At 57.1% G+C, this 20,908-nt stretch carries 22 protein-coding genes; 17 read left to right on the forward strand and 5 right to left on the reverse strand.

The annotated features are described in order from the left end of the window. Positions 1-220: 220 nt before the first annotated feature. Positions 221-802 (reverse strand): Maf family protein, encoded by a 582-nt coding sequence (locus tag G5149_RS00005; RefSeq protein WP_421211007.1) that lies wholly within the window; start codon positions 800-802, stop codon positions 221-223. 118 nt (positions 803-920) lie between these two features. On the opposite strand from G5149_RS00005, the gene yceD reads away from it, so the two are divergent. The 15 genes from yceD to G5149_RS00080 all read left to right on the forward strand — a co-directional run bounded on the left by yceD (position 921) and on the right by G5149_RS00080 (position 13,103). Next, positions 921-1,442: a 23S rRNA accumulation protein YceD gene (gene yceD, locus G5149_RS00010; protein WP_013723766.1), complete on the forward strand. Its 522-nt coding sequence runs from the start codon at positions 921-923 to the stop codon at positions 1,440-1,442. Between the two features lie 19 nt (positions 1,443-1,461). Continuing rightward, on the forward strand, positions 1,462-1,629 hold the full coding sequence (rpmF, locus tag G5149_RS00015) for a 50S ribosomal protein L32 (protein ID WP_005300935.1): 168 nt from the start codon (positions 1,462-1,464) through the stop codon (positions 1,627-1,629). 9 nt (positions 1,630-1,638) lie between these two features. After that, positions 1,639-2,658, forward strand: a complete 1,020-nt coding sequence (gene plsX / locus G5149_RS00020) for a phosphate acyltransferase PlsX (protein WP_421211009.1) — start codon at positions 1,639-1,641, stop codon at positions 2,656-2,658. Between the two features lie 7 nt (positions 2,659-2,665). Next, positions 2,666-3,625 carry a beta-ketoacyl-ACP synthase III gene (locus tag G5149_RS00025; RefSeq protein WP_040065495.1) on the forward strand — a complete coding sequence of 320 codons (960 nt, stop codon included), beginning with the start codon at positions 2,666-2,668 and terminating at the stop codon, positions 3,623-3,625. Between the two features lie 71 nt (positions 3,626-3,696). Next, a complete protein-coding gene (fabD, locus tag G5149_RS00030; protein WP_216980309.1) occupies positions 3,697-4,632 on the forward strand; it encodes an ACP S-malonyltransferase in 936 nt (311 codons plus the stop codon). Positions 4,633-4,645: 13 nt separating this feature from the next. Beyond that, complete coding sequence (gene fabG / locus G5149_RS00035) at positions 4,646-5,380, forward strand: 3-oxoacyl-ACP reductase FabG (RefSeq protein WP_421211011.1); 735 nt, start codon at positions 4,646-4,648, stop codon at positions 5,378-5,380. A gap of 158 nt (positions 5,381-5,538) precedes the next feature. Then, the gene (gene acpP, locus G5149_RS00040) at positions 5,539-5,775 is read left to right on the forward strand and encodes an acyl carrier protein (RefSeq protein ID WP_005300909.1); all 237 of its coding nucleotides are present in this window, start codon (positions 5,539-5,541) and stop codon (positions 5,773-5,775) included. Positions 5,776-5,857: 82 nt separating this feature from the next. After that, positions 5,858-7,099: a beta-ketoacyl-ACP synthase II gene (gene fabF, locus G5149_RS00045; RefSeq protein WP_005360452.1), complete on the forward strand. Its 1,242-nt coding sequence runs from the start codon at positions 5,858-5,860 to the stop codon at positions 7,097-7,099. 68 nt (positions 7,100-7,167) lie between these two features. Then, positions 7,168-7,974: an aminodeoxychorismate lyase gene (gene pabC / locus G5149_RS00050; protein ID WP_421211014.1), complete on the forward strand. Its 807-nt coding sequence runs from the start codon at positions 7,168-7,170 to the stop codon at positions 7,972-7,974. Further along, a complete protein-coding gene (gene mltG / locus G5149_RS00055; RefSeq protein WP_162632596.1) occupies positions 7,964-8,965 on the forward strand; it encodes an endolytic transglycosylase MltG in 1,002 nt (333 codons plus the stop codon). Before pabC ends, mltG begins: the two co-directional genes overlap by 11 nt. Further along, complete coding sequence (gene tmk / locus G5149_RS00060) at positions 8,965-9,606, forward strand: dTMP kinase (RefSeq protein ID WP_111901116.1); 642 nt, start codon at positions 8,965-8,967, stop codon at positions 9,604-9,606. Before mltG ends, tmk begins: the two co-directional genes overlap by 1 nt. Then, positions 9,591-10,538 (forward strand): DNA polymerase III subunit delta', encoded by a 948-nt coding sequence (holB, locus tag G5149_RS00065; RefSeq protein WP_421211017.1) that lies wholly within the window; start codon positions 9,591-9,593, stop codon positions 10,536-10,538. The genes tmk and holB overlap by 16 nt, the downstream gene beginning before the upstream one ends. A gap of 25 nt (positions 10,539-10,563) precedes the next feature. Continuing rightward, positions 10,564-11,343, forward strand: a complete 780-nt coding sequence (locus G5149_RS00070) for a TatD family hydrolase (RefSeq protein ID WP_421211018.1) — start codon at positions 10,564-10,566, stop codon at positions 11,341-11,343. A gap of 373 nt (positions 11,344-11,716) precedes the next feature. Then, positions 11,717-12,658 carry a site-specific integrase gene (locus G5149_RS00075; RefSeq protein ID WP_265344088.1) on the forward strand — a complete coding sequence of 314 codons (942 nt, stop codon included), beginning with the start codon at positions 11,717-11,719 and terminating at the stop codon, positions 12,656-12,658. A 172-nt stretch (positions 12,659-12,830) separates the two neighbouring features. After that, positions 12,831-13,103: a RepB family protein gene (locus tag G5149_RS00080; protein ID WP_407842925.1), complete on the forward strand. Its 273-nt coding sequence runs from the start codon at positions 12,831-12,833 to the stop codon at positions 13,101-13,103. Between the two features lie 226 nt (positions 13,104-13,329). On the opposite strand, the gene rsmF is transcribed toward G5149_RS00080, so the two are convergent. The 4 genes from rsmF to G5149_RS00100 form a co-directional block, all read right to left on the reverse strand. Next, positions 13,330-14,760: a 16S rRNA (cytosine(1407)-C(5))-methyltransferase RsmF gene (gene rsmF / locus G5149_RS00085; protein WP_421211020.1), complete on the reverse strand. Its 1,431-nt coding sequence runs from the start codon at positions 14,758-14,760 to the stop codon at positions 13,330-13,332. 144 nt (positions 14,761-14,904) lie between these two features. After that, the gene (locus tag G5149_RS00090; RefSeq protein WP_421211022.1) at positions 14,905-17,457 is read right to left on the reverse strand and encodes an MlaD family protein; all 2,553 of its coding nucleotides are present in this window, start codon (positions 17,455-17,457) and stop codon (positions 14,905-14,907) included. Between the two features lie 55 nt (positions 17,458-17,512). After that, entirely contained in the window at positions 17,513-18,115 is a 603-nt protein-coding gene (locus G5149_RS00095) for a paraquat-inducible protein A (RefSeq protein ID WP_216978796.1), read from the reverse strand. Beyond that, the gene (locus tag G5149_RS00100) at positions 18,099-18,725 is read right to left on the reverse strand and encodes a paraquat-inducible protein A (RefSeq protein WP_216978795.1); all 627 of its coding nucleotides are present in this window, start codon (positions 18,723-18,725) and stop codon (positions 18,099-18,101) included. The genes G5149_RS00095 and G5149_RS00100 overlap by 17 nt, the downstream gene beginning before the upstream one ends. 147 nt (positions 18,726-18,872) lie before the next feature. On the opposite strand from G5149_RS00100, the gene prpB reads away from it, so the two are divergent. Both prpB and prpC read left to right on the forward strand, forming a co-directional pair. Next, a complete protein-coding gene (prpB, locus tag G5149_RS00105; protein ID WP_139462753.1) occupies positions 18,873-19,760 on the forward strand; it encodes a methylisocitrate lyase in 888 nt (295 codons plus the stop codon). Positions 19,761-19,770: 10 nt separating this feature from the next. Continuing rightward, entirely contained in the window at positions 19,771-20,898 is a 1,128-nt protein-coding gene (gene prpC, locus G5149_RS00110) for a bifunctional 2-methylcitrate synthase/citrate synthase (protein WP_270656830.1), read from the forward strand. Positions 20,899-20,908 lie beyond the last annotated feature (10 nt).

Consider the following 20,908-nt stretch of genomic DNA (forward strand, 5'->3'; position numbering starts at 1 on the left):
GTAGGTGAGCTCGCCTTTTTCAATCTGCTCGACCAGCGCCAGTTTAAAAGTCAGCGAGTAATCGCGCTGTGTCCGTTTCACACCTTGTCCCATCCGGTTCTCCATTTATTGGGAGGAAAGGTGTAAACCATATTCAGGACGGGACATGATTGATATAAAAAGCCCGGTCTATTGATCGGGCTTTTTATATCCTCGATCTAGCTTATCTATTCGTCCGCAATCAGGGCAGGGCAATACCGTGGCGCTCCAGCAGTTCGATCAGGCCGATCAGTGGCAGACCGATCAAGGCGTTAGGATCGCGCCCCTCCAGCCCCTTGAACAGCACGATGCCCATACCTTCACATTTGAAGCTGCCAGCACAATCTAGTGGCAATTCTGCCTCTACATAGCGGCGAATGGCGGCTTCATCGAGGTTGCGAAAATGGACAGTGAAGGGTTCCACCAGTTGATGAGCCTCATTGGTTGCGGCATTCACTACGCACAGGCCTGTGTAGAAGGTGACACTGCGCCCCTGGGCCGCCATCAGCTGGGCGATGGCATTGTCGATGGTGCCCGGTTTGCCGAGGATGTACCCATCGCAGACACACACCTGATCAGAGCCGATGATCAAGCCGTGATCACGATGTTGGGCGATGGCATCTGCCTTGGCACGAGCCAGTCTGGCCACCAGCGCCTCGGCGGATTCGCCAGCCAGTGGTCGCTCATCCACATCGGGGGCGGCACATTCAAAGGGGAAACCGAGCTTCTCCAGCAGGGCTTTGCGATAGCGAGAAGTTGAGGCGAGGATCAGATTCTGTGGCATAATCAGGTACCGATGAAAGCGAGTACCGGCATTCTAGGGACTTGTGACGTTAAAATCATCGGCGGTAAGGACTTTTTCCTTTGACTATCAGTTGTTGGACCTATATTATTCGCGCCCTATGCAAAAGGTGAAGTTGCCCGTTAAGGTTGATCCAGTCCGTAGTGCCTTGAAGCTGCTCGATTACATCGGGATAGTGGAAAAGTCGCAGATGCCCAGGCTGGAGGAATCAACCGCTGGCTTGCAGAGTGATATCGATGTATCACTGCACTTTGGCAAAGATGTCCAGAAGTTGACCGTTATGAAAGGCACTGCCCATGCCAAGGTTGACCTGGTTTGCCAACGTTGCGGAGAGACATTCGAACACCTCTGTGAAGCTGAATTTATCTACACTCCGCTGTTCGAAAGGACAAACGAGGAAGAACTGCCGGAAGCTTATGAGCCCATTGAGTTGGACGAAAACGGCGAGATAGATCTTCATCAAATCCTGGAGGATGAACTCATCCTCTCGTTGCCTCAAGTCGCAATGCATTCTCTGGATGCCTGCCCGAGAGGAAACATGGAGATGACCTGGGGTGAAATCGAACCTGCTGATGAGCGGCCGAATCCCTTTGCAGTTCTTGAAGAGCTTAAACGTAAGTGAATTTAGGAGTTAGCCTACAATGGCCGTACAACAGAACCGTAAAACCCGTGCCAAGCGTGGCATGCGTCGTTCCCACGATGCGCTGACCACCGCTGCCCTGACTGTTGATCAGACCAGTGGCGAAATTCATCGTCGTCACCACGTGACTGCCGATGGTTTCTACCGCGGTAAAAAGGTAATCGCTTAAGGATTGCCTTTGTCTACGCAAACTGTCGCGCTAGACATCATGGGGGGAGATATTGGCCCCTCGGAAACAGTGCCTGCCGCCGTGCAGGCACTGTCTCTTTTACCCCAGCTAAAACTGATCCTGGTCGGTGACCACCACCAGACCTCCTCTCTGCTGCAGCAACATGGCTTGCTGAATCATCCCCGCGTTCGTTTCGTACATGCATCCCAGGTGGTTGGCATGGGTGATAAACCGATCGTGGCGCTGCGAACTCTGAAAGACTCCTCCATGCGGGTGGTACTCAATCTGGTGAAAGCCGGTGAGGCCGATGCCTGCGTCAGTGCTGGCAATACCGGTGCGTTGATGGCGATGGCCAAGTGCGTGCTCAAATCCCTGCCCGGGGTAGACAGACCCGCCCTTATCAAGGCGCTGCCGACATTGAGCGGCAAACGTACCGTGATGCTGGATCTAGGCGCCAACGTCAGTTGCGATGCGGATACCTTGCTGCAGTTTGCGGTGATGGGCTCCGTCGTGGCCGAAAAGGTAGAAGGCATTGCATCACCCCGTGTTGCCTTGCTCAACATCGGCGAGGAGGAGATCAAGGGCAACGATCTGGTGCGCCACAGCGCCGAATTGTTGCGTCAGTGTCCCGCACTCAATTATGTCGGGTTCATCGAAGGGGATCGCATCTTCAGCGGCGACAGCGACGTGATCGTCTGCGACGGTTTTGTCGGCAATGTCTCCCTCAAGACGGCAGAAGGGGTGGTGCGGATGATGGCTCAGCTGGCCGGATATCCCCGCAAGAAACGCACTTTTCTTGGCCGGATCGCCGGATTTATGTTCAAACGGCGTTTTTCTTACCTGAACCCCGACCAGTATAACGGAGCAAGTCTGTTAGGATTGCGCGGCATTGTGGTAAAAAGTCATGGGCGGGCCGAACGGCGCGCTCTGTGTAATGCGATCCTGCTGGCCGCACAAGAGGCCAAACATCAACTTCCACTGCAAATAGCAGATCGCCTTGAAGCTGTCTTCTCTGACAGGGATCTATAAGAACTCTATGCATAGCAAAATTCTGGGTACTGGCAGCTACCTGCCGAGTTCAGTGCGGACTAACGCCGATCTCGAGCAGATGGTTGAGACCAGTGATGAGTGGATCGTGGAACGCACCGGTATCCGTGAGCGCCGTATTGCCGGGGCTGACGAAACCGTTGCCACCCTCTCTTACCAGGCCGCCCTGCGCGCCCTGGATGCAGCCGGCCTGACCGCTGCCGATCTCGATATGATAGTGCTGGCCACCACCAGTGCTGAAAATGCCTTCCCGGCTGCCGCCTGCGAGCTGCAGGGGCTGCTCGGCGTTCCGGGCATTCCTGCCTTTGACGTGGCTGCTGCTTGCGCAGGCTTCACCTACGCACTCTCCATTGCCGATCAATTCGTCAAATCCGGCGCCGCCCGCCATGTGCTGGTCGTCGGGGCCGATGTGCTCTCCCGCATGTGCGATCCGCAAGATCGCGGCACCATCATCCTGTTTGGTGACGGGGCCGGGGCTGTGATTGTCGGTGCCAGCGAGACGCCGGGCATCCTCTCTACCCATCTTCATGCCGATGGCCGTTATGGCGAGCTGCTCAAGCTGCCTCATCCCCGTCGTGGCATGCCGGGTGCCGAGCTCGAAGCCTACATGTATATGAAGGGCAACGATGTCTTCAAGGTAGCAGTCACCCGTCTGAGCGAGATCGTAACCGAAACGTTGGCCGCTGCCGGTATCGAGCCGAGCGAGCTGGATTGGCTGGTGCCGCATCAAGCCAACTTCCGCATCATCAGTGCCACCGCCAAGAAGCTGGGTATGAGCCTCGATAAAGTGGTACTGACCCTCGACAAGCACGGCAATACCTCTGCCGCTTCTGTTCCGGTTGCCTTCGACGAAGGGGTGCGGGATGGCCGGATCAAACCGGGTCAGCTGGTTCTGCTGGAGGCCTTTGGCGGCGGTTTCGCCTGGGGCTCGGCGCTGGTTCGCCTTTGATCTTCGGCGGGATGGTGTCTCCATCATTCCGTCACCGATTTCATTTTTGTCTTATCTAAAAGGAATCAATGATGACCCAATTTGCCATTGCCTTCCCGGGACAAGGTTCCCAGTCCGTAGGCATGCTAGCCGAGCTGGCCGAACAACATGCCGTGATCAAGGAGACCTTCGCCGAGGCGAGCCAGGTGCTGGGTTATGACCTGTTTGCCCTGGTGATGGATGGTCCGGTTGAAGATCTGAACAAAACCTGGCGCACTCAGCCTGCGCTGCTGACAGCCTCTGTCGCTCTGTGGCGCCTGTGGCAACAGCAGGGTGGGGCAACGCCTGCCATGATGGCGGGTCACAGCCTGGGTGAGTACTCCGCGCTGGTTTGCAGCGGCGCACTCGATTTTGCCGATGCGGTCAAACTGGTCGAGCTGCGTGGTCTGGCCATGCAGGAAGCGGTACCGGAAGGCACCGGCGCCATGGCGGCCATCATCGGCCTGGATAACGAATCCATCGCCGCCAACTGCGAAAAAGCGGCAGAAGGGCAGGTGGTCTCTCCGGTCAACTTCAACTCTCCGGGCCAGGTGGTTATCGCCGGTCACAAAGAGGCCGTTGAGCGCGCCAACGTGCTGATGAAAGAGTCGGGTGCCAAGCGTGCGTTGCCGCTGCCAGTCTCCGTACCGTCTCACTGCGCGTTGATGAAACCTGCCGCAGAAAAACTGGCAGCTGCGCTGGACGGGATCGAGATCAAGGTTCCAACCATCGCTGTCATCAATAATGTCGACGTATCCTGTGAACAGGATCCGGCCGCCATCAAGCAAGCGCTGGTACGTCAGCTGTTCAGCCCGGTTCGTTGGACCGAGACTGTCGAACGGATGGCCAACGAGGGGGTTACCCTCGAGATCGAGATGGGACCGGGCAAAGTGTTGACCGGGCTCGCCAAGCGTATCGACAAGCGCGTGGAAGGTATTCACGCCAACGATGCCGTCTCTTTCGAGCAGGCGCTGGCCCAGATCAAGTAAACAGGAGCAAGTAATGAGCTTTACCGATAAGGTTGTGTTGGTGACCGGTGCCAGTCGTGGCATCGGTCGTGCGATTGCCGAAACATTCGTGGCCCGTGGCGCGAAAGTGGTCGGTACGGCGACCAGTGAGAACGGTGCCGAGGCGATCAGCGCCTATCTGGGCGACAATGGTTGCGGCATGGCACTGAACGTGACCAGCCAGGAATCCATCGAAGCCGTCTTCGCCGCCATCAAGGCGCGCTTTGGCGACATCGACATCCTGATCAACAACGCGGGGATCACCCGTGACAACCTGTTGATGCGGATGAAAGATGACGAGTGGAACGAGATCATCGATACCAATCTGACCTCGCTTTATCGTCTGAGCAAACCTGTGTTGCGTGCCATGATGAAGAAACGTCACGGTCGCATCATCAGCATTGGCTCCGTGGTGGGAACCATGGGCAATGCCGGTCAGGTCAACTATGCTGCCGCCAAGGCCGGTCTGGTTGGTTTTACCAAATCGTTGGCGCGGGAAGTGGCATCCCGTGGTATCACAGTGAACGCGGTTGCTCCCGGTTTCATCGAAACCGACATGACCCGTGCCCTGAATGACGATCAACGTGCCGGCATCATGAGTCAGGTGCCTGCCGCCCGTTTGGGTGATCCAAAAGAAATTGCCGCAGCTGTGGTATTCTTGGCTTCTGATGAAGCAGCCTATATCACCGGCGAAACCCTGCATGTTAATGGCGGGATGTACATGGTGTAATCAATTTGTCGTGAGATCTGTTCAAATTTGCGATAGTACGCCGAAGTTTGGCACATTTCGTGGTTTGACCAGCGGCAAGCTACTTGCAAACTCACGTCAATTGAATAAACTACCCCAACCAGACGCAAATAGCGTATTTTTAAAGGAAAATTCAGGTCATGAGCAACATCGAAGAACGCGTAAAGAAAATCATCATCGAACAACTGGGTGTTAAAGAGGAAGACGTTAAGAACGCTGCCTCCTTCGTCGACGACCTGGGCGCTGACTCTTTGGATACCGTTGAACTGGTAATGGCGCTGGAAGAAGAATTCGATACCGAAATTCCTGATGAAGAAGCCGAGAAGATCACCACTGTTCAAGCGGCTATCGACTACATCACCGCTAATCAGGAATAAGTTCCTGTTCTGAAAGAAGCGGCCCAAGGGCCGCTTCTTTTGTATTTGTTCCTTTTCAAAACACCTCTCGGAGACTACCTCAGTGTCAAAACGCAGAGTCGTGGTGACCGGCTTGGGGATGCTTTCCCCGGTGGGTAACACTGCCGAATCCAGCTGGCAAGCACTGCTCAACGGGCAGAGCGGCATTTCCCTTATCGAACACTTTGATGCCAGCGAGTTTGCAACCCGCTTCGCAGGTCTGGTCAAGGATTTCGATCCCGAGCAGTACGGTATCAACCGTAAAGACGCTCGCAAGATGGATCTCTTCATTCAATACGGCATCGCGGCCGGTATGCAGGCGCTGGATGATTCCGGGCTGACCATCAATGAAGAGAATGCCGAACGTGTCGGCGTGGCGATTGGCTCCGGTATCGGCGGTCTGGGTCTGATTGAACAGAACCACGAAAGCTTGGTCAACGGCGGCCCGCGCAAGATCAGTCCCTTCTTCGTTCCGTCCACCATCATCAATATGGTGTCCGGTCATCTTTCCATCATGAAAGGTCTGCAAGGGCCGAACATCGCTGTGACCACCGCCTGTACCACTGGTACCCATGCCATCGGTATGGCGGGTCGGATGATCGCTTACGGTGATGCCGATGTGATGGTCGCCGGTGGCGCCGAGAAAGCCTCCACCGCGATGGGGATGGGTGGCTTCGCTGCCGCCAAGGCACTCTCCAACCGCAACGACGAGCCGCAAAAAGCGAGCCGTCCGTGGGATAAAGATCGCGATGGTTTCGTGCTGGGTGACGGTGCCGGTGTACTGGTACTGGAAGAGTACGAACACGCCAAGGCCCGTGGCGCCAAGATCTACGCCGAGCTGGTCGGTTTTGGCATGAGCGGTGACGCGTACCACATGACTGCGCCTCCTGCAGATGGCAACGGTGGCGCCCGCGCCATGAAAAATGCCATCAAGGATGCGGGCATTGCCCCCGAGCAGATTGGTTACATCAACGCGCATGGTACCTCCACCCCGCTGGGTGATGTGGCCGAGCTGCGTGGCATGAAGTCGGTGTTTGGTGAGCACGCCAAATCCCTGATGGTCAGCTCCACCAAGTCCATGACCGGCCACCTGCTGGGTGCAGCCGGTGCCATCGAGGCGATCATCACTGTGTTGGCTCTGCGTGATCAGGTGGCTCCACCCACCATCAACCTGGACAACCCGGATGATGAGTGCGATCTGGATCTGGTGCCCCATGTGGCCAAGCCAGGCAGCTTCGAGTACGCCCTTTCCAACTCGTTTGGTTTTGGCGGCACCAATGGCTCACTGATCTTCAAACGCGTATAATTTGCCGCAGGGCAAAGACACAGGCCCGATACTGCCGGTATCGGGCCTTTTTTATCGGAGGGATCCCTTTGCTTATCAATGGCGTGAAGCTTGATACCATCTCGGCCCATGATCGGGGGCTGGCTTATAGTGACGGTCATTTCACCACCATGGCGGTGAGAGAAGGACAGGTATTGCTGTGGCCAGCGCATCTGGCTCGACTGCAACAGACCAATAGCCGGCTGGGATTGGTTGAACCGGACTGGGATCTCTTGACCCGGGAGGTTGAAGAGATGGTGGCCGAGCAGCCACAATGCGTGGCCAAGGTGATCCTGACCCGCGGCGAGGGGGGGCGGGGCTATGACGGCAGCGGATGTCAGCACACAACCCGGATTGTCACTCTGGCGCCATTTCCCACTCACTATGGCCAGTGGCAACAGGAGGGGATCGAGATGGTGGTGTGCCGCCAGCGGATCGGTGATGCCCCCATGCTGGCCGGGCTTAAAACCTTGAATCGTCTGGAGCAGGTATTGCTGAAAAGCGAACTTGTCAGCCGAAATGCAGTCGAAGGGATAGTGCTTAACAGTCGCGGTTTTCTGATTGAAGGGGTCAGTGCCAATCTGTTTTGGCGTCGGGGCAAGACGGTGTTTACGCCCGATCTCGCCCGCGGTGGTGTCGATGGCATCATGCGTCGCCAGGTGATGGCGATGTTGAAACAGATGAGTATTGAGTTGCGTGTGGTAGAGGCTCCGCTGGAGTCACTATGGCAGGCGGAAGAGGTGTGGCTCACCAATACCCTGATGGGGATCGTGCCGGTCAATGGCATCGAGGATATTCACTATCCCCCAGCGGTATTGAGTCGCCGTTTACAGGAGCGTTTGGTCATTGAAGTTTAATCGGCTTTACACCCTGCTCGCGGGGGCGGCACTGACGGTAGCCGCTGCCGGGGGCTATGTACATTACAAATGGCAACAGGTAGAGACGCTCACCAACAAGGGGCCGACCCGGCTCTTTACGGTGGAGAAGGGCGCCCATGCGGCGCGCCTGATCGCCGAACTGGGTGAGGGGGAAACCAGCCCCTGGGCGGTGCGGCTCTGGCTGCGCAGCCATCCCGAACTGGTGGCCATCAAATCGGGCACCTATGAAATCAAGGAAGGGGCCCCTCTCAAGGAGACCCTTTCCCTGTTCGCATCGGGCAAGGAGTTTCACTTCAGCCTCACCTTCGTCGAAGGTTCCCGTTTCGAGGATTGGCAAAAGCAACTCTCCAGCGCCCCATACCTTGAGCGGTTGACCGTCGAGCAATCCGAAGCCGACCTGGCGCAGGAACTCGGCATCGAGAATGGCAAGCTGGAGGGTTGGTTCCTGCCGGAAACCTATGCCTATACCACCCATGCCAGCGATCTCTCGATCCTGCGTCGCGCCCATCAGGATATGGAGACTTTCCTGCAGCAGAGCTGGGAGAAACGTCAGGCCAACCTGCCTTACAAGACCCCTTATGAGGCGCTGATCATGGCCTCCATCATCGAGAAAGAGACCGGCCAGCCGGACGAGCGGGCGCAGATCGCCTCCGTATTCGTCAACCGTCTGCGTCTGGGCATGAAGTTGCAAACAGATCCCACCGTCATTTACGGGGTGAAGGATCGCTTCGATGGCAACATTCGCCGCAGCGATCTGACCGACAAGAATCCCTACAACACCTATGTGATCGACGGTCTGCCGCCCACGCCTATTGCCATGCCAGGAAAGGCCTCCATCGAAGCTGCGCTTAACCCCAAGTCGACTGATTATCTCTATTTTGTCGCCAAGGGGGGCGGTGCCCACTATTTCTCCAAGACTCTCGATGAACACAATCGGGCGGTTCGTGAATACATATTGAAGAAACCCTAATGTCTAAATTTATTGTGATCGAAGGATTGGAAGGGGCAGGGAAGAGCTCGGCCGTTCGTTATGTGACCGACTATCTGCAGCGCCACGGCATCAACCGGATCGAGTGCACCCGCGAGCCGGGTGGTACGCCACTGGCCGAGCGGATGCGGGCTATCGTCAAAGAGGTGCACGACGAGCGCCTCACCATCGAGGCGGAATTGCTGCTGATGTATGCCTCCCGGGTACAACTGGTGGAGACCCGCATCAAGCCGGCACTGGCCGATGGTATCTGGGTGGTGGGGGATCGCCACGATCTCTCCTCCCAGGCCTATCAGGGGGGCGGCCGTGGTATCGATGCCCAGCTTATCGGAGCCATCAAGCAGGCGGTGCTCGGCAACTTCAAGCCGGATCTCACCCTCTATCTCGATATCGATCCTGCCCTTGGCTTGCAGCGCGCACGCCATCGCGGCGAGCTGGATCGCATCGAACTGGAGCAACTGAGCTTCTTCGAGCGTACCCGAACTCGTTATCTCGAACTGGCCGCCCAGGATGATTCCATTGTGGTGATCGATGCGGCGCAAACGCCGGAACAGGTCAAAGCGGCCATCGAGTGTGCATTGGATCACTATCTGTCGAACGAGCCGCTATGTATCCCTGGCTGATCCCTGACTGGCATGCCCTGAGCCAGACGGCCCAGTCCGGTCGTCTCGGCCACGCCTGGTTGTTGCTGGGCGATCCCGGTCTTGGCAAGGAGCAACTGGCTGAGCGGCTGGCGCGTTTGCACCTTTGCCAACAACCGGATCGTGGAGAACCGTGTGGTCAGTGCCACTCCTGCCAGCTGTTTGACAAGGGCAACCACCCGGATCTCGGCACCATAACGCGCGACAGCAAGACCATCGGGGTCGAGGCCATTCGCGAGATCTGCACCCGGCTGCAGGGCTCTGCCCAGCTCGGCCGTGGCAAGGTGGTGATCATTCCTGATGCGGAGCGGATGACCGAATCGGCAGCCAATGCCCTGTTGAAAACCTTGGAAGAGCCGGCCGGCGACAGCTTGCTGTTGCTGATTGCCTCCCAGGTTTCCCGGTTGCTTCCTACCATTCTTAGTCGCTGTCACAAACATGTCTGTCAGTTGCCTGCAGAAGGGGAGACGGTACGCTGGTTGGCCGAACAGGGTCATCAGGCCACGTTGGCTCAGGTGCGGATCTGTCAAGGGGCCCCGCTGCGGGTACTCGACTATATCGAGCAGCAACAGGACGGTACTCGTCGCGAACTGCTGGAACAGTTTGTCGCCCTGAGTCAAAGTCCGGTCAAGGCGACGGCACTGTGCAGCCAGCTTGGTCAGGAGACGCAGGTCAGGTTGCACTGGTTGCAGCTCTTCTTGTGCGATGCCCTGAAAACCCAGGCCGGATGTGGTCATCATCAGCTGGCAATGCCTGATCTGGCCATCTTGAGTCAACGGTTGGCGGAGCAGCACTCCAGCGAAAAACTGCTGGATGCAGTACAAGATCTGGTTGCCCTGAAAGCGGCATGTCAGCCGGGTCAGCTCTCCAATCCCACCATCCATCTGATGAACTGGCTCAGTCGCTGGTTATAATTACCGACAAGCAGAAAGGTTTTATATGTTACTCGTTGATTCCCACTGTCATCTAGATCGCCTCAGCTATGGCAGCAAGCAGACCAGCTTGGCTGATGTACTGGCAAAGGCCACGAAACTGGACGTGGGATATTTTCTCTGTGTCAGTGTGACTCAGGCACAGTTCCCGACCATGCTCGAGGCGATCGCTCCCTATCCCCAGGTATTTGCCTCTTGCGGGGTACACCCGCTCAATCAGGAACCCGGTGTCGATGCCGAGTTGCTGCTCAAGCAAGCTGCCGATCCACGTGTGGTGGCCATCGGTGAGACCGGCCTCGATTACTTTTACTCGCCCGAGAACAAGGACGTTCAGCAAGCCTCTTTCCGCGAACATATCCGGGTTGCTCGCGCGCTGAACAAGCCGCTGATCATCCATACCCGCGATGCCCAGCAAGATACCTTGCAGATCATGCGTGAAGAGGGCGCTGATCAGGTTGGCGGTGTGCTGCACTGCTTCACCGAATCCCTCGAAATGGCAGAAGCAGCAATGGCGATGGGGTTCTATATATCCATCTCCGGGATCGCCACCTTCAAAAATGCGTCTGCACTGCAAGAGGTGGTCAAGGCTCTGCCCCTGGACAGATTGCTGGTCGAGACCGACTCGCCCTATCTTGCCCCCGTGCCGCATCGGGGGAGGGAGAACGAACCCGCCTTTGTGCGAGACGTTGCGCAGTTTATTGCCGATCTGCGTCATATTCCGCTTAATGAATTGGCAGAAGCCACCAGCCGGAATTTCTTTGAACTGTTCAAACTGGCGAAAAAATAATCCCCAAGCCCCGTTGCTCGGGGCTTTTATATTTCAAATACCAAGCTGATTACCCACCTGAATATCAATATCGCGCTACGTTATCTCTCACTCGCCCAACCAATTCAACTCGTTCATCCATACAAAACCGGGTCGAATAATACTTCTATGTTTCTCGTCCGTTCACCGTGGCCAATGGGTATTAAAACAGCATGCTATTAGTATCGATAATATTCATTATCGATACTTGATGTATGGGAAGGATCCTGTAAGATCCTCTCAAACATCATATGAATCATAGGGTTCCGTGGCATATCCATCCTTGTCCAATCCGACTCATCAGTCACTGCAGACTGTTTTCGATGCACAGCTAAATAGTCGGGCACGCCGCTTTTTGCGCAGTGCAAAAGCGGATTCCACCCTCAATGCCTATCAGGCAGATACCCGTATTTTTGTCTTCTGGTGCCAATTGCACGGACTGGATCCGCTACAAACAACCCATCACGACATCATGAACTTTCTTGCTGATCAGGCTGACGGCGTATTGGCAGACTGGGTATGGCTGGATAAAGAAGAGGGAAAAGGGGAGCTACGCAACGGTGAACCTCGTAAACCGGCAACCCTGGTGAGACGGCTTGCCGGGATCCGTTATGCCTTCAAGCAGAAAGGCATTCATCCCATGCCCACCGAACATCCCGAAATCAAGGAGATGATGCGCGGTATTGTCAGATTGGGGGATAATCGCAAACGCAAAACCGGCGCCCTGACGCTGCAGCCATTGACCCAGGTGCTCGATGGCATCGACACCGGTGATCTGGCTGGCTTGCGTGATCACACCCTGTTGCTGTTGATGTTCAGTGGCGCTTTGCGCCGCTCGGAAGCGGCCCGAATTGAGGTGAGCGATCTCGATTTTGTGGGGCAGGGGATCCGCCTTCGTCTCAAACCGAGCAAGCATCAGCTTCATGAAACCGAGATAGCCCTGATCCCGGGCAAGCACTATTGCCCCGTATCGGCACTGCAAAAGTGGCTACACAAAAGCCGGATCAGCGAGGGGCCGCTATTTCGGCGCATGAACCGCTGGGGTCAACTGATGGCCGAACCACTCGGCCCACAAGGCATCAATCTGATGATCAAGCGGCGAACCGGTCAAGCCATTGACGATCTTTACGTCAGTGGCCACAGCCTGCGGCGCGGATTTATCACCTCTGCCGTGACTGCCGGCAAACCGATGAACAAGATCATCGAGGTGACGCGCCACAAGGATATGCGAACCCTGCAGGAGTACTTCGATGACGCCCACAAATTCTCCGATCATGCCCTTGATGGCTTGCTTTGACACAACTGCGTCACCTCGTTTTTTATGTTAAATGATATCTTGTTGATCTGATGATATATTTGCCGTGCAGCCAACAGCCCAAAGGGGAAGGGCATCTTCCAATGGATAATGGCATGTGATGAGAGATAACAAACTCAGAAACGTAATATCGCAAGGACATATGAGCCAAGAAATGACAGGGCGTGAAGAGCAAGAAGCGGCCCCCCAAAACAATGCCGAGCGGCAGCGCCAACATGTAAAACGCAAGCAGGAGACCCATACCCGATTGCAATGCTGGATCAGCAATCGCCACGCCGAGCGATTGGCCGCTCTGGGTATCCATCTCGAAGACAGTCAGGCATCACTCATCGAGCAGGCGATCGATCTGCTCTACCAACATGAGCTGGGTAGAGAACCTCCGTTTGAAAACAGAGTCGCCACACAGCTCGAAGAGACCGTCGAATAGAGCCAAGAGTGAAGTAACAGCGATACGTGAAGAGATAAAAAAAGCCAGGTACGAATTCCTTGTACCTGGCATAGGGGAATTGGCTCCTTGCAGAGCCGTGCGCTAACTGGTGTTCGGATTGCCTTAAGCTTAGACAAGGCTCAAGGCTTTTCAAGAACCGAAGAAAAGTTCAACCAGAGTGTGGGTATTTCAGACTCGTTCAAGTGCTGATGCACCGAACGATCCACTACGCATTGAACAGATTGTTGTCACGCACCAGCTCGCGGGGGAGGGCATTCTTGACCCGACTCCCCACCCATTTCCCCATGCCCAAGGTATACCCCTGATAGCGGACGATCACCTCGCCAGTGCCCGCATCCTGCTCTGGCCAGACATCTCGCCCCATCATGAATTCCCGCGCATTGGTGCAATCCAGCTCGACCACGCCCTTGCTCGCTTTATCTCCATAGGCCAATGCCCACTCATGAGTGAGGCGATAACCTTTCTTGAAGGTCTCGGCCAACTTGATGCCGATGCGATCGAAGCGCAGCTTGCCCTGCACCTGATCAAACTGCTGGGGAAAGAGCCAGATCTCGTCATTGCGGCCAAACAGTTGACCCTGCGGTGCCACTCCGAAGTTGGCTTCAATCTCGCGCAATATGGGTTCCGCCTCTTTGGCAGGAAGGGGCGTAAAAGGGAATTTACCCAGCTTGCCCGGCTTGAACATGGTGTTGGGTACCGAGTGATGCTTGCGCAATCTGGCGACGAAAAAGCCTTCACTATCGAAGATCTGGGGCCAAACGTGCAGATATCCTTCAGGTGTGCAGGCTTGCTCTGCATGGGGAAACAGGTCGGCCAGTGAGTCAAAACTCAAGGCATCGCCAAACTTGTCCAGCAGGGATTGGCAGACCGCCTGATTCTCCTGCTCACTCAAGGTGCAGGTGGAGTAGACCAGCACACCACCCGGTTTCAGGGCATGGAAGGCGCTCTCCAGCAACCCTTGTTGCACCGCCGCAATCTCGTCGATGCTCTCGATACTCCAGTTGCGCAACGCATCTTCATCCTTGCGCACAGTCCCTTCACCGGAGCAGGGGGCATCGAGCAGGATAGCGTCGAAGATCTCCGGCAGCCACTGGCCAAATACCTTGGCATCAAAGTGGGTCATCCCGACATTGGTCACACCGCAGCGCTGGATATTGGCATTCAGCACTTTCAACCGGCTGCTGGAAAACTCGTTGGCAACCAGCATCCCCTGATTGTTCATCAGGGCCGCGATCTGGGTGGTCTTGGAGCCGGGGGCCGCCGCCGCATCCAGCAACATGCCCTCCGTTTTGATCTTGTCGCTGGCAAAGAGCGCCGTTACCGGCAGCATGGAGCTCGCTTCCTGAATGTAGAAGAGCCCGCTCAAATGCTCGGCGGTGTTGCCAAGGGGGACGGTTTCATCGCAGCGGGTCAGCCAGAAGCCGGTATCACACCAGGGGACAGGGTCGAGTTGCCAACCCAGTGGCTCCATCAGGGCGACGAAATCCGAGACGGCGATCTTCAAGGTGTTGACCCGAATGCTGCGGCGCAGCGGACGTCGACAACTGGCCACAAACTCATCCATCGAGAGATGGGCCGGCATGATGGCCGCAATGTGGCGTAAAAAGTAATCGGGAAGGAAGGTGTTGTCGTGCACTGTGCCGTCTCGTTGACCGAAAAAGAGGGGCGATATTCTACCACAAGGCTAAGAATATTCTGAATCTGAACCCTATCAACAGGCTCCGGAATATAAAAAAGCCCGGCAGGGTGCCGGGCTTGGATGAGATACAAAGGGAAGGGATCAGGGCTGGATGCGCGGGCTCCACTCCAGCCACTCTTTCTCGGCCTTGCCATAGAGCGGATAGCTATGGCCCGCCTTGACGGTTGGCCCCATCTCTCTCTCCGGCGTATTGAAAGCAATGCCGCCAGCCAGCAGGCTCTGCACCGTCTCCACTTCGATGGTGCCGCCAGTCAGGCCGATATCCGCCTTGACCCCGGAGACATTCCAGAAACGGGAGTTGGCCCGCACCAAATGGGCATACTCCTGATCGACGTTAACGTCGATCACCACCTCGCTACCATCCCGAGCAAGCGCCACCTTGGTGACACTGCCCACCACCATCTTGCGAAACAGTAGCGGACTGCCGACGCTCAGGCCATTGACGGAGGGGCTCTTGAGGGTAAGGGCCAGACCCACCGGGCCGACCTGACTCAAGGGGAAGCGATCTTTGCCAGCGCCTTTACCGGGTTGTGCTTCTACAAACGCCCCCTTGATCAGGGTATCGAGGTGAGCGACACCGCCCAGCCCCAGCTTGGCCTGCACCAGAGTGAAGCGGGCGCCGGACTGCAGGAAACGCTCGGCATAGTGGCCATCGAGTTCCGCCTTGAAGATCACCTGACCCAGAGACGGCTCCAGCTCGATCTCTTCAATTTTGCCGATATCGACCCCACGATAGCGGATCGGGCTGCCAATCCCGAGCCCCGGATTGCTATCTGCTACCAGTGACAGCTGGCGCACCTTGGCCTTGGCTTGCTCCCTGGAATCGAACAGTTGATGACTGCTGCGGCCATTGGCCAACCGGTCGAACTCGATAGCGCCGCGCAGCAGTGTACCGAGGTTGCCCACCTTGACCTGCACCCCATCGACCCGCACCTTGGTGTCGATGGCCGGTTTTTTCCAAAACTGGGGTTGCTGGGCGAGGAGGGGAGCATAGACGCCATCAATTTCTAGCTCGATCTCGACCCCCTCTTTGGCGGCGCGCAGCTGTTTGACTTTGCCCGCTTCCAGCCCCAGATAGAGCACAGGTGAGCCAATGCCAATGCCATCGGCCTGATCTGCCTTGAGCAACCAGCGCTGCGGCTTGGCATCACGGGTACCGAGCAGTGCCAACTCCTGACTCGGGTAGAGACGGTTAATCCGCTCGCCACTGCTGGCTTGTACCAGCTTGATCCCGCCCCCCAACCAGGCACTGGCCGGACTGGTTTCTACTTTGATGCCGCTCAGATCGGCATCGATCTGCAACGGGACGGCGCGATAGAAGCGGGCACGATTGAGCAGATGGCCATAGTTCGGCGCCATCACCAGCTCAACGCTGGCATTGCCGCGCGCATCCAAGGTGAGCTGGCTGATACGGCCCACCTGCAATCCCTTGTACCAGACAGGTGCATCCTGATTGAGCCCCGCCAGATCGTCAGCCTGCAGCGTCACCTTGGTACCGCTCTGGGGCGCGCGATCGGTCAGGGTCATCTTCTGTACCGGTTTGCCCGCTACATAGTCGAGGCGAATGGCCGGGCCGGAGAGCAGGCGATCTGCATGCTGCACGCCGGTCGCGGAGAGGGAGACGCTCTCCCACACCAGTTGACTCTTGTCAGTAATGCGGTAAGCCTGCTCCGGGTTGATCAGCGCTGTGACCACACGGCCTTTGTCGGTGAGGCGAATGGGGTCGATACGACCAATCTCGATCCCCTCATAGAGGATGGGCATCCCCTCCTTGACCGGAAGATCGCCAGCCGCAATGTCGATACGCTCGCCACGCGCCGCTTCCGCCAGCCCTTTATAGAGGACGAAAGTCTGTCCCTTCTCCGGTTCCGGTGAATCTTTGGGCGAGTCAAAGGCAATGCCGCCGCTCAGGATGGAGGTAAGGCTGCCAGCCTCCACGTTTACCCCGGCCAGACTGAAGGAGCCCTTGATGCCGCTGATGTTCCAGAAGCGGGTATCGGCTTTGACCAGATGTTCGAAACGCGGCTCGATCACCAGATCCAGAATGACATTCTGGTTGTCCTGACCCAGGCGGGTATTGATAACGCTGCCCACCTCGATGCCGCGGAAATAGAGCTTGGCGCCAATCCCCACAGAACCCAGCGAATCGGCGGTCAGGTGCAGCATGCGTCCCTGAGCCTGATAGCCGGGGGGAGGGCCCTCAAGGGCATCGAAGGTCTCCTCCAGCGGATTGCTTTCACGCCCCGGTTGCAGGTTGATGTAATTGCCGGAGACCAGAGTATCGAGGCCGGAGATCTCGGTCAGCGATGCCTTGGGGCTCACCAGCCAGAAGTCGGAGCCTTTGCGGATCAACGGCCGGGCACGGCTGTCAATCTTGGCCATCACCGCAATCTTGCGGCCATCTTCAGCCAGCTCCAGCTCTTGCACCACGCCGATGGCCACCCCCTGATAACGTACCTGGGTTTTGCCCGGCAAAATGCCGTTGCCCTGGGCGAAGTTGATCTGGATAAGCTGGCCACGGCTCAATACCTGCTGATAGAGAAAGCCACCTGCCAGCAGCAGGGCTATCAGGGGTAACAGCCAGACCGGTGATAACCAGCGACGCTTTTCAATGACGGGTTCAGCCCCGATCATAGTGACTCCTTATTGGCTGGATTAAACAGCACATCAGACAAAAACAGAGAAATCATTAACGAGCCGCCTTGTCCCACAGTAAGCGGGTATCGAGCATGCGGGCCGACATCATGGTCAGCACCACCACACCGGCAAAGGCGGTGGCCCCCGGGCCTGCGCGAACACTCAGCAGCACACCACGATCGACCAGTGCCACCATCAGCGAAATCACGAACAAGTCCAGCATTGACCAGCGACCGATAAAATCGATCACCCGATACATCACCAGCTGGCGCTTGCGCCGTACCGGTTTGGCCCGCTGCAACTGCCAGCAGATCCAGCCCAGCCCCAATATTTTGCCCACCGGCACCAGTATGCTGGCGGTAAGGACGATAGTGGCAATCCCGCCCATTTTGCTGCGATAGAGCATCATGATACCGCTGAAGATGGTATCTGACTGCAGTAAACCCTTGTTGTAGAAATGGGTAATAGGCAACAGATTGGCAGGCAACAACATGAAGGTGGCAAGTGCCAGCAAGCCCCACGACCAGGCAAGGGAGCGGGGGATGCGCACCTGCAACTTGCTGCTGCAACGGGGGCAGGCTGCCCCGGCTTGATAACGCACCAGCAGACCGCAGGTATGGCAGCGGCAGAGCCCCATCTCACGGGCGCTGGTCATGTTCCGGCTCCTTTAACGGGATCCGCGCCCAGTAGGGGGCGGGGTCAAACAGGATCAGCAGGGTCATATTGAGCAGCATCAGAATGCCGAGACTGAGCAACCCGCCACCGAGGCGCACATCGGCGATGTCGATCAGTTTGAACAGGGCAACAAGCAGACTGACGATATAGACCTCCAGCATGGCCCAATGGCGAAACACCTCGACCAGCTTCAAGGTGGGCGCCAAGATATGCCAGCGTTTAGCCAGACCCGAGGCAAGCGCAAAGATCCCCGCCAATAACCCTACCGGTGCCAGTACGGCGCACCAGAGCACCAAAGAGGCCACCCAAAACTCACCTTCGCCAAATAGCACCAGGATACCGCGCAGCAGGTCGGCATCGGAGTTGACCCCCGCCAGCCGCAGATAGATCAGCGGTTCAAAAAACGCGGAGGGGAGCAGCAGAAATCCGGTGATGGTCAGGGCCATCAACTGGGAGGGACGAAAGGCATAACGGCCATAGAGATGTTGGTGACAACGCGGGCAGTGGGCATGACGACGCAGCGGCAGTGCTTTGCGCTGGATCAGCAAGTCGCACGCCGGACAGACAATTACGGAACCGGGCTCCATCATACAATTCAACCTGTTGAAGGAATTGGTGAAATTTACCCTAAAACCGGTTTCCTGTCTTGCCTGCGGCCGGAATGTCACGAAAGTATAATTGACGTTAACGTAAACGTGATATTAGATAGCCAGACTAGACAGGTGAAAGGAGTCATGATGTCCAGTTTGTCCCCCTCGGCAGGCCTGCGCTTTCGCACCGCCCTTGCCAATGAACATCCCCTGCAGATCGTCGGCACCATCAATGCCTATATGGCGCTGATGGCCGAGCGCAGCGGTTTTCAAGCTCTTTATCTCTCCGGCGCCGGAGTAGCCAATGCCTCCTATGGCTTGCCGGATCTCGGCATGACCTCCCTCAACGACGTGCTGATCGATGCCGAGCGGATCACAGCGGCGACCCGAGTGCCGCTACTGGTCGATATCGATACCGGCTGGGGCGGGGCATTCAATATCGCCCGCACCATTCGCGCGTTCGAGCGAGCCGGAGTTGCCGCTGTCCATATGGAAGATCAGGTTGCCCAGAAGCGCTGCGGTCATCGCCCCAACAAAGCGGTGGTGTCGCTGGAGGAGATGTGTGATCGGATAAAAGCAGCAGTGGATGCCCGCGAGAATAGCGAGTTCGTCATCATGGCCCGCACCGATGCGTTGGCGGTGGAGGGGATGGAGTCGGCTCTTGAACGCACTGCCGCCTATGTGGCCGCCGGGGCCGACATGATCTTCGCCGAGGCGGTGACCGAGCTTGCTCAGTACGACCAGTTCAAGCAGGCGGCCAAAGTGCCGATCCTCGCCAACATGACCGAGTTCGGCAAAACCGAACTGTTTGACAAAGAGCAACTGGCCGCCCACGGGGTCGACATGGTGCTCTACCCCTTGAGTGCCAACCGGGCCGCCAATCAGGCCGCCCTCAACGTCTATCAACATATTCGCCAGGATGGCCATCAGCGCGCTGTCGTGGAGACCATGCAGACCCGGGAGTCACTCTACGACTTCCTCGGATATCACCACTACGAGCAGACACTGGATCGTCTGTTTACAGCCAAGGAATAGGAGGCAGCTTATGGGACAGCAAAAACCGTTGGGCGGGGCCGGTCTGCGCGGTCAAAGCGCAGGGGAGACCAGTATCTGCACAGTAGGCAAGAGTGGCACCGGTCTTACCTATCGCGGCTATGACATCAAGGAGCTGGCCGACAGCGCCCAGTTCGAGGAGGTCGCCTATCTGCTGCTCAAGGGGGAGTTGCCCGGTGAGCAGCAGCTTGACGCCTACAAGCGCGAGCTGCGTCGCCTGCGCACCTTGCCCCAGCCGCTGCTGGAAGTGCTGGAACGCATTCCCGCCGATGCCCATCCCATGGATGTGCTGCGCACCGGCTGCTCCATGCTCGGCGATCTGGAGCCGGAAGATGGTTTCGAGCATGAGCATGAAGTGGCGGATCGGCTGCTGGCTGCCTTCCCGGGCATTCTGATCTACTGGTACAAGTTCAGCCATGAAGGTATTCGTATCGCCCTCGACAGCGACGAGGAGTGTATCGGTGGCCACTTTCTGGCGCTGCTGCACCAGAAGGCACCGAGCGAGCTGGAGCGGCGGGTGATGCATGTCTCCCTTATCCTCTACGCCGAGCATGAGTTCAACGCCTCCACCTTTGCGGCGCGGGTTTGCGCCTCGACGCTCTCTGACATGTTCTCCTGCATCACCGCGGCCATCGGCACCCTGCGCGGCCCGCTCCATGGCGGTGCCAACGAGGCGGCCATGGCGATGATCGAACACTGGCAGGATGAAGAGCAGGCAAGGCGCGAATTGCTGGCCAAGCTGGCGGCCAAGGAGAAGATCATGGGCTTTGGCCACGCCATCTACCGCACCTCGGATCCACGCAACGTCATCATCAAGGAGTGGTCGGCCAAGCTCGCCGAGGCGGTAGGGGATGATCGCCTCTATCGCGTCTCCTGCGAGGCGGAGAAGGTGATGTGGGAGGAGAAAGAGCTCTTTCCCAACGCCGACTTTTTCCACGCCAGCGCCTATCACTACATGGGGATCCCGACCAAGCTGTTCACCCCCATCTTCGTCTGCTCGCGGGTCAGCGGCTGGTGCGCCCACGTGATGGAGCAGCGCGAGCACAACCGGATCATCCGCCCGAGCGCCGATTATGTCGGCCCGGCCCCCCGTCACTTTGTCTCTCTACAACAACGATAAGGAAGTCACG

Origin of the sequence: Aeromonas sp. 600479 (assembly GCF_049175515.1) — a bacterium.
In the GTDB taxonomy this organism is placed as follows: Bacteria; Pseudomonadota; Gammaproteobacteria; order Enterobacterales; family Aeromonadaceae; genus Aeromonas; species Aeromonas veronii_A.

Coding starts and splice junctions, on each gene's coding strand:
- G5149_RS00005 (WP_421211007.1), bottom strand. CDS start 802: ATGCCACAGAATCTGATCCTCGCCTCAACTTCTCGCTATCGCAAAGCC.
- yceD (WP_013723766.1), top strand. CDS start 921: ATGCAAAAGGTGAAGTTGCCCGTTAAGGTTGATCCAGTCCGTAGTGCC.
- rpmF (WP_005300935.1), top strand. CDS start 1,462: ATGGCCGTACAACAGAACCGTAAAACCCGTGCCAAGCGTGGCATGCGT.
- G5149_RS00025 (WP_040065495.1), top strand. CDS start 2,666: ATGCATAGCAAAATTCTGGGTACTGGCAGCTACCTGCCGAGTTCAGTG.
- fabD (WP_216980309.1), top strand. CDS start 3,697: ATGACCCAATTTGCCATTGCCTTCCCGGGACAAGGTTCCCAGTCCGTA.
- fabG (WP_421211011.1), top strand. CDS start 4,646: ATGAGCTTTACCGATAAGGTTGTGTTGGTGACCGGTGCCAGTCGTGGC.
- acpP (WP_005300909.1), top strand. CDS start 5,539: ATGAGCAACATCGAAGAACGCGTAAAGAAAATCATCATCGAACAACTG.
- tmk (WP_111901116.1), top strand. CDS start 8,965: ATGTCTAAATTTATTGTGATCGAAGGATTGGAAGGGGCAGGGAAGAGC.
- holB (WP_421211017.1), top strand. CDS start 9,591: ATGTATCCCTGGCTGATCCCTGACTGGCATGCCCTGAGCCAGACGGCC.
- G5149_RS00070 (WP_421211018.1), top strand. CDS start 10,564: ATGTTACTCGTTGATTCCCACTGTCATCTAGATCGCCTCAGCTATGGC.
- G5149_RS00080 (WP_407842925.1), top strand. CDS start 12,831: ATGACAGGGCGTGAAGAGCAAGAAGCGGCCCCCCAAAACAATGCCGAG.
- G5149_RS00090 (WP_421211022.1), bottom strand. CDS start 17,457: ATGATCGGGGCTGAACCCGTCATTGAAAAGCGTCGCTGGTTATCACCG.
- G5149_RS00095 (WP_216978796.1), bottom strand. CDS start 18,115: ATGACCAGCGCCCGTGAGATGGGGCTCTGCCGCTGCCATACCTGCGGT.
- G5149_RS00100 (WP_216978795.1), bottom strand. CDS start 18,725: ATGATGGAGCCCGGTTCCGTAATTGTCTGTCCGGCGTGCGACTTGCTG.
- prpB (WP_139462753.1), top strand. CDS start 18,873: ATGTCCAGTTTGTCCCCCTCGGCAGGCCTGCGCTTTCGCACCGCCCTT.
- prpC (WP_270656830.1), top strand. CDS start 19,771: ATGGGACAGCAAAAACCGTTGGGCGGGGCCGGTCTGCGCGGTCAAAGC.